Raw genomic sequence first — 11,339 nt, 5'->3', positions numbered from 1 at the left:
TTGACCCGGCCATTCATAGGCGCGTCCATGCGAACGAAGGATGTGGATGCCCGGGTCAAGCCCGGGCATGACAAGCGCAGCGGGCGGCTGGCGCTCCGCGTCGCGGCCGCAATGGCCGTCGTCCTTATTGCGATCACCGGCGCCTTCGCCGCCTGGATCGTTTCGCTCGGGCCGTTGCCGCTCGACAAAGCGCAGCAGGTCTCGACCACGGTGATCGATCGCAACGGCAAGTTGCTCCGCGCCTATGCGATGACGGACGGGCGCTGGCGGCTGCCGGTCGATGCGAAGACGTCAGTCGATCCCACCTATCTGAAGCTCTTGTTCGCCTATGAGGACAAGCGCTTCTATGAGCATCACGGCATCGATCCGCTGGCGCTGTCGCGCGCCGCATTCCAGCTTCTCACCAGCGGTCATATCGTCTCGGGCGGTTCGACGATCACGATGCAGCTGGCGCGGCTGATCGAGCCGCGCCACCAGCGCTCGGTCTACGCAAAGCTGCGGCAGATGGTGCGGGCGGTCGAACTGGAGCGGCAGCTCTCGAAGGACCAGATCCTCGATCTCTATCTCGCGCTGGCACCGTTCGGCGGCAATCTCGAGGGCGTCCGCGCCGCCTCGATCGCCTATTTCGGCAAGGAGCCGAAGCGGCTGTCGCTCGCCGAAGCCGCGCTGCTGGTGGCGCTGCCGCAATCGCCGGAGCGGCGGCGGCTCGATCGTTACCCCGACGCCGCCCACGCCGCCCGCGACCGCGTGCTCGAGCGCATGGTCGAGGATGGCGTGGTGTCGAAGGACGATGCCGCGCAGGCCACGGCGACGGCGGTGCCGAAGATGCGCAAGCAGATTCCGATCCTGGCGCCGCATTCGTCCGATCAGGCGATCGCGACGATGAAGGATGCGCCCGTCATCAAGCTGACGCTCGACGCCGCGCTACAACGGAACCTGGAGGCGCTTGCGCGCGACCGCGCCATCGCGCAGGGGCCTGACGTCTCGGTTGCGATCGTCGTGGTCGACAATGAGACGGGCGACGTGCTCGCGCGCGTCGGCTCGGCGGATTATTTCGATGAGCGGCGGGCCGGGCAGGTCGACATGACGCGCGCGGTGCGCTCGCCGGGCTCGACCTTGAAGCCGTTCATCTATGGCCTTGCCTTCGAGGATGGCTTTGTCCATCCCGACAGCCTGATCGAGGACCGGCCGATCCGCTTCGGCACCTACGCGCCGGAAAATTTCGACATGACGTTCCAGGGCACGGTGCCGATCCGCAAGGCGCTGCAATTGTCGCTCAACGTGCCGGCGATCGCGCTGCTCGACCGGGTCGGTGCCAGCCGGCTGTCGTCGCGGCTGAAGCAGGCCGGCACCAGTCTCGTGCTGCCGAAGGACGAGGCGCCGGGCCTTGCGATGGGTCTCGGCGGTGTCGGCATCACGTTGCAGGATCTCGCTCAGCTCTATTCCGGCCTGGCACGGCTCGGCGCGACTAAACCGTTGCGCGAGATCATGCAGGAGAATGACAGCCGCGACACGATGCGGCTGATGGATCAGGCTGCGGCCTGGCAGGTCGGCAACGTCCTGCTCGGCACGCCGCCGCCGGAGAACGGCGTGCACAACCGGATCGCGTTCAAGACCGGCACCAGCTATGGCTATCGCGATGCCTGGTCGGTCGGCTTCGACGGCCGCGTCACGATCGGCGTCTGGGTCGGCCGTCCCGACGGCGCGCCGGTGACGGGTCTGGTTGGCCGCACCGCCGCGGCGCCGATCCTGTTCGACGCCTTTGCACGCACCGGCAAAATCCCGGCGGCATTGCCGAAGCCGCCACGCGGCGTGCTGGTCGCATCCAACGCGAAACTGCCGCCGCCGCTGCGCCGCTTCCGGCCGCTCGGCGAACTGGTCCGTAGCGGCAACGACCAGGCTCCGCACATCCAGTTTCCGCTGAACGGCTCGCGCATCGATGTCGATCAATCCGAGGGCGGCCGCAATGCCGCGCTGCCGGTCAAGGTCGCCGGCGGGGTGCTGCCGCTGACGGTCCTTGTGAATGGTGTCTCAGCCGGGGACATCGACAGCCGGCGCCAGCGCCTGATCGAGCCGCCCGGGCCGGGCTTCGCGCGGCTCACCGTGATCGACGCCACGGGGGCCGCGGATACCGTTGTGATCCGCGTGCAATGATCGCACGGGAAAGCGAAGCGGCACGGTCGGAAAGCGGAACAGCACAGTTGTTTGCGGTGCGGTTTCATCGTATGCGAAACCCATGGTGGATGGCCTCCAACCCCGGCGCTTCGGAGCAGGGCAACAGTCTGTAAAACCTGCGCATTCGAGCCGCAGGCTGTTCATGGCGTTCGAGTTCGCAACGGCCAGCCAATGGCGTTCGATCCTGTTCCTGACGCTGACCTGCCTGGTGCTGTTCCTGCCGGGGTTCTTCACCATCCCGCCGATCGACCGTGACGAGGTCCGCTTTGCCCAGGCGACCAAGCAGATGGTCGAGAGTGGCGATTTCGTCGACATCCGCTTCCAGGACGACGTCCGTTACAAGAAACCGGTTGGCATCTACTGGATGCAGGCGGCTGCGCTGAAGACCGTCTCCGCGCTCGGGGTGCCGCGCGCCCAGGTCCGCATCTGGGTGTACCGCCTGCCGTCCCTGATCGGCGCCATCGGCGCCGTTTTGCTGACCTATTGGACCGCGCTGGCCTTCGTGACGCGGCAGGGGGCGGTGCTGGCCGCCCTGATGATGGCAAGCTGCGTACTGCTCGGGGTCGAAGCGCGGCTCGCCAAGACCGACGCGATGCTGCTGCTGACAGTCACCGCGGCGATGGGCGCGATGGCGCGAGTCTATCTGTCGTGGCAGCGCGGCGAGGATCCCGCACACCCGTCATGGGGTCCGCCCGCGGTCTTCTGGACGGCACTGGCGGTCGGCATCCTGCTCAAGGGGCCGCTGATCCTGATGTTCGTCGGCCTTGCGATGGCGGGGCTTGCGATTCTCGACCGATCGGCGGCCTGGTTCTGGCGCATGCGCCCGGTCTGGGGCCTGATGTGGACCCTGGTGCTGGTGCTGCCGTGGTTCGTGCTGATTTTCCTGCGCGCCGGCGAGACCTTCTTTGCCGACTCGGTCGGCGGCGACATGCTGAGCAAGCTCGGTGCGCAGGAATCCCATGGTGCGCCGCCTGGACTCTATCTGCTGCTGTTCTGGATCACGTTCTGGCCCGGTGCGCCGCTGGCCGGCATGGCGGCGCCTGCGGTGTGGCGGGCGCGGCGCGAGCCCGGTGCGCAGTTCCTGCTGGCCTGGCTGATCCCGTCCTGGATCGTGTTCGAGGCCGTGCTGACCAAGCTGCCGCACTACGTGCTGCCGCTCTATCCGGCGATCGCGATCCTGACCGTCGGCGCGCTGGAGCGGCGCGTGCTGTCGCGCTCGCCCTGGCTGTTGCGCGGCGCCGCCTGGTGGTTCGCGATCCCCGCATTCGGCGCGGTGCTGGTGATCGTCGGCGCCATCAAGGCGATCCATCAGCCGGTGTTTCCGGCCTGGCCGTTGTTCGCCGTCGCGATGGTGTTCGGCCTGATCGCGTGGTGGTTGTTCGAGGACAGCCGCGCCGAGCGCTCGCTGCTCAATGCGGTGATTGCCGCGGTGCTGATGGCAGCCGGCACCTATGGCGTGGTGCTGCCGCGGCTCACCACCGTATTTCCGAGCCAGGAGGTCGCACGCGCCTTGCGTAACGTGACCTGCGTCGGCCCGAAGGCGGCAGCCGCCGGTTTCCACGAGCCGAGCCTCGTGTTCATGACCGATACCTCGACGCTGCTCACCGACGGATCGGGCGCCGCGGATTTCCTCGGGCAGGGCTCCTGCCGCTTCGCGCTGGTCGAACAGCGCTCGGAGCGCGCCTTCGTGCAGCGCGCCGAGGCGATTGGCCTGCGCTACAACGCGCCGGTGCGCGTCGAGGGCTACAACATCTCGCAGGGCAAGGCGGTCTCGATCGCGATCTTCCGTTCCGAAGGGACGGAATGACATGCCGGCGCTGCCAGCCAACCCGGAATCCGCCAACTATTTCGGACGATTGCTGACGCTGGTTTGGCTGTCCTTTGCCCAGCTCGTGCGGGCGCCGTCGCATTCGCGCCGTGCCGAGGCGGCTCGCCGCTCCGCGCGCCACGGACTTTTGCTCGTCGTCATCGTCGGCGCCGTGATCATCACGCTGATGTATGCGTTCGATGTCACCGAGATCAGTCTGATGCCGCCACGCGGCACGCCAGGTCTGTGGTGGGTGAAGACGCTCACCGATTTCGGCAAGGACGAGTATGTGCTGTGCGCGCTTGGCCTGCTGCTGATCGTGGTCGCGCTGGCGGCGCCTGCGCTGCGCGGCGTGCCGCGCGCCACCTTGCTTGGCTTCGGGACAAGGCTGCAATACCTGTTTCTGTCGGTCGTGCTCTCGGTCGCTGTCGGCGAATTGATCAAGTGGATCGTCGGCCGCGGGCGGCCCTTTGTCGGCGGCAAGGCCAATGCCTTCAACTTCCAGCATTTCGCCGGCACCGAGGCCTATTCGAGCTTTCCGTCGGGACATTCGATCACGGCGTTCGCGCTGGCCTTTGCCATATCCGCGGTGTGGCCGGGCGCGCGGTTCGCGATGCTGGTCTATGCGCTGGTCATCGCCGCAACCCGGCTCGTGCTGCTGGCGCATCATCCGAGCGACGTGGTGGCCGGCGCGCTGGTCGGGGTGATCGGCGCAATGGTCGTGCGCTACTGGTTCGCCGCCCGCCGCCTTGGTTTTGCCATTCATCGCGACGGCACTGTGGTGGCGCTGTCAGGACCGTCGGACGGGCGTCTCAAAAGGGTTGCGAGGAGCGCCTTCGCCCCATAAAAGCGGTCGCCCGACGGCCGGATCGGGCTGGTTCCATCGCCGACAACACCAACCACGAGTGCCGATTTGCCTGCTCCCGATCAGACGCCGGTCGCCGTTTCCATCGTCGTGCCTGTGCGCAACGAGGCGGACAATATCGCGCCGTTGATCGCCGAGATCGCGGCCGCGCTCGACGGACGCTGGGCTTACGAGATCGTCTACGTCAATGACGGCTCGACGGATGCCACCGGCGAGCGGCTGAGCGGGGTCATGGCCGGGCGGCCCAATCTCCGGCAGCTCCGCCACGCGGTCTCGTCGGGCCAGTCGGCGGCCGTGCGCAGCGGCGTGCGCGCCGCGCGCGGCGCGATCGTGGCGACGCTCGACGGTGACGGGCAGAACAATCCCGCCTTCTTGCCGGACCTGATCGCGGCGGTCGAGAGTGGCAACGGCCGCGTCGGCCTCGCCGCGGGCCAGCGCGTCGGGCGCAAGGACACCGGCTTCAAGAAGCTGCAATCGCGCATCGCCAACACGGTGCGCGGCATCATCCTGCGCGACGGCACCCGCGACACCGGATGCGGCCTGAAGGCGTTTCCGCGCGAGGTGTTTCTGGCGATGCCTTACTTCGACGGGCTGCATCGTTTTCTTCCGGCACTGGTCCGCCGCGAGGGGCTGACGATTGCCTATGTCGACGTCGTCGACCGGCCGCGCCATTCCGGCGTGTCGAACTATGGATTCTTCGACCGGCTCTGGATCGGGATCATGGATCTCGCCGGCGTGTGGTGGCTGATCCGCCGCAAGAAGCCGACGCCGGTCGTCACTGAAGTGGTCGCTGAAGTGCCCGATGTCACTGGTGTGCCGGGCGTGACCGAGGTGAAGTGATGCTGATTCAGTACGGTCAGGCGCTGAGCGCCTATCTCTACGACGTGTTCATCGCCAAGTTCGACTTCTGGCTGGCGTTCGGACTGATCGCGCAATTGTTCTTCACCGCGCGCTTCCTCGTGCAGTGGATCTCCAGCGAACGCGCCGGCCAGAGCGTGGTGCCGATGGCGTTCTGGTTCTTTTCGATGGGCGGCGGCCTGATGACGCTGATCTATGGGCTTGCCAAGCGCGAGCCCGTCATCATCATCGGGCAGGGTCTCGCCACGCTGATCTACATCCGCAACATCATGCTGATCGTGAAGAACCGCGGCCGCGGGTCGAAAACGCTCGACAGCTGATTGCCGTCATCGTCGGAGCGGCGAGCGGTATGCCGGGCCTTGTTCGGGAAGCTCGATAGATTCCAGCATCGGGCTCAGCCCGGCATCAATTGCGACCGAATCTGAACCAAGGTCAAACATTCGCCCCAAGCCGCATGGCATCTACGGCTTGCCGTGGGCGTGGCGGCATCTCGAGACCGTGCCCCAGGGGATGAGGGGCGTTGATGACCAGCCGTGACGAAGCGACGAAAGCGGCTGGTTATCTATCGACCGTCCGCAATATTCCGTCGCTTGACGAGCCACCGCTCACCGGCGAGCGCAAATTGCCTGACCGGCGCGCCGTCAGTCTCCGCTGGATGGCGGGGACGATTCTGATCGGATCCGCCGCCGTCGCTCTTCTTGCCGGTGCGCTTCGTGGGGCGTTTGGCGATCACGCGCGATTCGCAGCCGCGCCGGACGTGTCACTTCCGCGCTTTGCAGGGCAGGTGGTTGACGAGGCGCGACGCGGCGATCGTCTCGACCGGAGGCTCGGCCCGCAGGGCAATTCCGCTGCGCTCAAGATTGAGCAGCTGAGCGATGCCGGCGCGGTCCGTCGATTTACCCGCGTGTCAGCGCGGCTCGCGGAGATCGATCTCGCGCCACACCAGGAAGCGCGGGGAGACGAAAAGGACGACGCGCGAGCGGGCTCGCAACGCGACCTGCTGTCGGAGCTGCCGGCCATCATACGGACAGGTCCAGCGCGGCGCCCGCTGCCGGGCGGCACCAGCGCCTATGCTGACGGTGAAGACGTGCCGCATCCGCCGGCTCCGATCGGCGAGGCTGTCAACGTCACCAACCTTCCGAAGTCGCCTACGTCGTCGCGTCACCGTCGACATGTCATTATCGCGAGGAGCGGCGACACGCTGTCCGCCATTCTGCGGGCGCTGGCGGCGGCCGCGGAGGACGCGCCGGCGATCCTGGCGGCTTTCCCGTCGCCTGGCGCTCTGGAGACGCTGTCCGGTGGCGAGAAAATCACGGTCATCGAACAAGGCGAAGACGCCGGTTCGCCGCGCGGCCATGTCGCGAAGGTGTCGATCGAACGCGCCGGCTCCGATGTGTCCGCCGTCGGTCGCACCGATGGCGGCCAATACCAGCCGATCGCGCCCGAACAGCCCGACATCGCCGCGCGCAGCGAGAGCCCGCTGCGTGAGTCGATCGATACGCATTCCGTTCCGGGCGAAACACTGCGTGACGGCCTTGACGCGCTTGCGCGCTCCAACCACGTCGACCAGGGGATCGTTGCTGAACTGATGCGGCTCTGTGGCCGCGATTTCGATCTCGACGAGCCGCTCGGCGACGCCGATGTGGCCGAGATCATCTACGCGCCGAACGACATCGGTCAGCCGGAGTTGGTCTTCATCGATTTGACGGCGGGCGGGCAGACCCGCCGGTACTATCGCTTCACGGCGCCGGACGATGGCAGCTCCGATTTCTATGATGAGACCGGCCAGTCCATCACCAAATTCCTGTTGCGCAAGCCGGTCGTGAGCGGGCGGCTCGGCGACGGCTTTGGTTGGCGGATTCATCCGATCCTTGGCGACCGCCGCTTCCATGAGGGCGTTGATTATGCAGCGCCCTATGGGTCGCCCATCGCGGCCGCGGGCGCCGGCGTCGTCGAGACCGAAGGGTACGAACGCGGGTACGGGAAATATATCCGCGTGCGGCACGACCGCGGCTATGAGACGACCTATGCCCACGTCGCGAGCTTCCCGCCCGGGCTGAAGATCGGAGACCGCGTCCGTCAGGGCGAGACGATCGCCTTTGTCGGATCGACCGGGCTCTCGACCGGACCGCACCTTTATTACGAGGTGCGGATCAACGGCCGCAACGTCGATCCGCTTCGGATGAAGCTGTCGGGCGGCCGGCTGCTGCAAGGGGATCTGCTCGGGGCCTTCGATCGCCAGCGTGACAGCATCAACCAACTCGCTGCGGTTTCTGCGCTTCCGCAGCGGCGTTCCGGCTCCGAACATCGGCCGCCGACATAGCGAGCGCAGATCGCATCACGCCATGCCGGCGCGGCGGGCCTTGCCGGCGTTAGGAACCCGGAGAGCTCGAAGCCGCGGGCGCCGCAACCTCGGTCGCTTCCATGGTGGTGCTCTCGCGATCGGCGGCGGTCTCGCCGGCGGCATCGAGAACGGGATAGGCAACCGAGCAGATGTGCGAATGGATGCGGCGAAGGTCGCGCAGCACGTCGAGATGCAGCGAAGTGGTCTCGATGGTTTCGGGCCGGCCTTCGCGCAGGCGCTCCAGATGACGCTCGACGGCGGCCAATTCGGCCGCGCGCAGCGCCGCCTTCTCGGTGAGCAGCTTGCGCGCCTCGTTGGCATCGCCCGACATGAACACGCCGAACGCGATCCGCAGCGAGTCGATCGTGCGCTTATGGAACGCCGACAATTCCTCGGCGCCTTCGCTGGAGAATTGCAGGCGATGCTTGATCTTCTTGGTTGCGAGCTCGCTCAGGTTCTTGTCGATGATGTCGCCGATATGCTCGAGATTGATCGCGAACGCGACGATCTCCATCGCGCGCTGGCCCTCGCGCTCGTCCAGGCTGCCGCGGGTGAGTTTCGTGACGTAAAGCTTGATCGCCTCGTTCAGCCGGTCGACGGTGTTGTCCATCTTCGACACCTGGTCGACCAGGGCGCGATCGTTGGTCAGCATCGCCGCCATCACCTTGCGCAGCATGGCCTCGGTGTGATCGCCCATATGCAGCACCTCGCGCGCCGCATCGGCCAGCGCCAGTGAAGGCGTCTCCAGCGCACTCTCGTCGAGATAGCGCGGCCGTGATGGATCGGTCTCCTGCGCTCGCTTCGGCAGCAGACGCTCGAGCAGCCGCGCCATGTGGTCGAGCACGCCGATGAACAGCAGCGCGGTCGCGACGTTGAAGGCGATGTGGAACAGCGCAGTCGCCTTGGCGAGATCGGGCTGCCAGGCGTAGATGATCTCGGTGATCGGGCGCAGGAACGGCGCCACCAGCAGGATGCCGACGACGCGGTTGACGAGATTGCCGACCGGCAGCCGGTAGCTCGCCGGATTGTCGCGCCGCGCGCCCTCCAGCAGCGGATTGATGGCACTGCCGAGGTTGGCGCCGAGCACCAGCGCAAATGCGGCATAGGGCGAGATGAACTGGGAAAAGGCCAGCGACATCACCAGCAGCACGCTGGCGACACTGGAATGGACCAGCCAGGTGACGACGGCGCCGATCAGGATGCAGAGCACGGGATCGCCGGTGATCGCGCCCAGGAACACGCGCACGCCCGGGGCATTCTCGGCGGGCGCCATCGTATCGAGCAGGATGTGCAGGGCCAGCAGCATCAGGCCGAGGCCGATCGAGACGCGGCCGAGATCCTTGATCCGGGAGCGCGGCCCGCTGCGGAACGCAACGAGGCCGACGATGAACAGAACCGGCGCGATGGCAGCGACGTTGAACGACAGCACCTGCACGATCAGCGTGGTGCCGATATTGGCACCGAGCATGATCGCGAGCGCCGGCACCAGGCTGACGATCTCTTCGGCGGCGAAGGAACTGGTGATCAGGGCAGTCGCGGTCGAACTCTGGAGCAGGGCGGTCAGGCCGAGGCCGGCGCCAAGGGCGGTAAAGCGATTGCGCAGCGCCCGGGCGAGCAGCAGCCGCAAATCCGGTCCGAAGGCGCGCAGAATCCCGCTATGGACCATGTGCAGGCCCCACAGCAGGAGCGCCACGCCCCCCATCAGATCGAGCAGAACAATGCTTCCCATGCTTCCTGGCATCCCGGCGAATTCGAGTCGAATGAACATAGGTATCGTCTATCGACTGGCGATCAACCCCTTTTTGTTCTCATGCGACCACGGCGGGAGCGACGCACGCTATCGAGTGAGGCGGCCTATCGGGGAGACGTCATTCGACCTGCAGCACAGATCATTCAACTATTCAATTTCTGATTGATCACAGCTCGTATCGCCCGGCGGGGGCGCCGCCGGTAAACGAATCTCGAACGCGACCGCTCAATTGCGATGGGTTCCGCTAGGCAGTTTCCAATCTTTCCCCGCTATGACGATAGGCTAGGAAGTTGCCCAGAAAGGCTTGGGGATCAGAATGTTTATGAATCGCCGCAAGAGCGAACGCCGCCCGTGCCGGAGCGTCGCCAAAATTCAGCTGGGCACAGGGTCGCTGCCACGCGACTGCATGATCACCGATATTTCGGCCGGCGGCGTCAAGGTGATCGCCGAATATCTGGAGATCCCGCCGGAATTCACCATCATCCTGTCGACCGGCAGTCCGCGTCAGTGCCGGCTGGCCTGGCAAATCGGGCACGAGTTCGGCGCCCAGTTCGTCGACTGAATCAGCCATTTGGCTGCTTTCTCGCAAGGCGTCCGGTACCGCATCTGGACCGGATGACGGCGACATGATGGCATCCTTAACCGGACCTTAGGGTTAAGCTGTGAGCATCCCGGAACCTTCGCCGTTCCGAGTCTCGCTTTATGTTTGAGAAATTCCCCCGACCCTCAGGCCGCGCGCGCCGTCTCGCGGGCACGGTATCTGCCGCGATCCTGCTGATCGGGTTGTCCGCCTGTCAAACCTCCGGCCCGTCTGACATCACCGGCTCATTGGGCGACACGGCGGAGGCCACGCCGGCCCCGGCCGATCCGCGGCGCGACATCGCGACCTACCACGAGCGCGTCCGCGCCAACCCGAAAGACACCGACGCCGCGCTGAAATACGCCCGGGCGCTGCGCGCCACCGGCCAGCGGGCCCAGGCGGTCGCCGTCATGGAGCAGGCGGTGCTGGCGCAGCCCAGCAACAAGGCGCTGCTCGCAGGTTACGGTCGGGCGCTCGCCGACAACGGCAATTTCCAGCAGGCATTCGACGTGCTCGGGCGTGCGCATACCCCGGAAGATCCGGACTGGCGCATCCTGTCGGCGCAGGGCGCCGTGCTCGACCAGCTCGATCGCCACGACGAGGCGCGGCAGTATTATGCGAGTGCGCTGAAGATCGTGCCTGACGATCCGTCAGTGCTCTCCAATATCGGGCTGTCCTATCTGCTGTCGAAGGACCTGCCGAAGGCCGAGGAGACGCTGCGCCGTGCCCGGGAGCGCGCCCCCGGCGACATGCGGGTGCGAACCAATCTCGCCGTCGTGGTTGGCTTGCAGGGCCGCCAGTCCGAGGCGGAAACCATCATGAAGGCCGATTTGCCGGCGGAGCAGGGTTCAGCCAACGTCGCCGCGCTGAAGCGACTGTTGGCGCGCAGGGATGCGAGCCGCGCCGACGCCGAGAAGATCCCGGTCGCAGCCAGTCGCCGCGACTAGGGCGCTTTCAGGC

Annotated in this window: 9 protein-coding genes; 8 read left to right on the top strand and 1 reads right to left on the bottom strand. The window is 66.3% G+C overall.

The window, feature by feature from the left end; genetic code table 11:
* Window positions 1-27: 27 nt before the first annotated feature.
* The 6 genes from pbpC (at window position 28) to ACVIHF_RS15890 (ending at window position 8,028) form a co-directional block, all read left to right on the top strand.
* On the top strand, window positions 28-2,154 hold the full coding sequence (pbpC, locus tag ACVIHF_RS15915) for a penicillin-binding protein 1C (RefSeq protein WP_456792271.1): 2,127 nt from the start codon (window positions 28-30) through the stop codon (window positions 2,152-2,154).
* An 82-nt stretch (window positions 2,155-2,236) separates the two neighbouring features.
* A complete protein-coding gene (locus tag ACVIHF_RS15910) occupies window positions 2,237-3,982 on the top strand; it encodes an ArnT family glycosyltransferase (RefSeq protein WP_456792270.1) in 1,746 nt (581 codons plus the stop codon).
* Between the two features lies 1 nt (window position 3,983).
* Window positions 3,984-4,829: a phosphatase PAP2 family protein gene (locus tag ACVIHF_RS15905; protein ID WP_168858553.1), complete on the top strand. Its 846-nt coding sequence runs from the start codon at window positions 3,984-3,986 to the stop codon at window positions 4,827-4,829.
* Between the two features lie 66 nt (window positions 4,830-4,895).
* On the top strand, window positions 4,896-5,687 hold the full coding sequence (locus tag ACVIHF_RS15900) for a glycosyltransferase family 2 protein (RefSeq protein WP_456780486.1): 792 nt from the start codon (window positions 4,896-4,898) through the stop codon (window positions 5,685-5,687).
* Window positions 5,687-6,025, top strand: coding sequence for a lipid-A-disaccharide synthase N-terminal domain-containing protein (locus tag ACVIHF_RS15895; RefSeq protein WP_016845896.1), 339 nt, complete (start codon window positions 5,687-5,689; stop codon window positions 6,023-6,025). The genes ACVIHF_RS15900 and ACVIHF_RS15895 overlap by 1 nt, the downstream gene beginning before the upstream one ends.
* Before the next feature lie 203 nt (window positions 6,026-6,228).
* Window positions 6,229-8,028 (top strand): M23 family metallopeptidase, encoded by a 1,800-nt coding sequence (locus ACVIHF_RS15890; protein WP_456780487.1) that lies wholly within the window; start codon window positions 6,229-6,231, stop codon window positions 8,026-8,028.
* A gap of 49 nt (window positions 8,029-8,077) precedes the next feature.
* Here ACVIHF_RS15890 and ACVIHF_RS15885 read toward each other — a convergent pair whose 3' ends face one another.
* Window positions 8,078-9,778 carry a Na/Pi cotransporter family protein gene (locus tag ACVIHF_RS15885; RefSeq protein WP_456780488.1) on the bottom strand — a complete coding sequence of 567 codons (1,701 nt, stop codon included), beginning with the start codon at window positions 9,776-9,778 and terminating at the stop codon, window positions 8,078-8,080.
* Between the two features lie 337 nt (window positions 9,779-10,115).
* On the opposite strand from ACVIHF_RS15885, the gene ACVIHF_RS15880 reads away from it, so the two are divergent.
* Both ACVIHF_RS15880 and ACVIHF_RS15875 read left to right on the top strand, forming a co-directional pair.
* On the top strand, window positions 10,116-10,361 hold the full coding sequence (locus ACVIHF_RS15880; protein ID WP_026192789.1) for a PilZ domain-containing protein: 246 nt from the start codon (window positions 10,116-10,118) through the stop codon (window positions 10,359-10,361).
* 140 nt (window positions 10,362-10,501) lie between these two features.
* On the top strand, window positions 10,502-11,326 hold the full coding sequence (locus ACVIHF_RS15875; RefSeq protein WP_253608532.1) for a tetratricopeptide repeat protein: 825 nt from the start codon (window positions 10,502-10,504) through the stop codon (window positions 11,324-11,326).
* Window positions 11,327-11,339 lie beyond the last annotated feature (13 nt).

The sequence above is a fragment of the Bradyrhizobium sp. USDA 4506 genome (genome assembly GCF_054058795.1).
The sequence above is the reverse complement of the archived record's forward strand: the minus strand, read 5'-3'. Positions and strand labels throughout refer to the sequence as shown.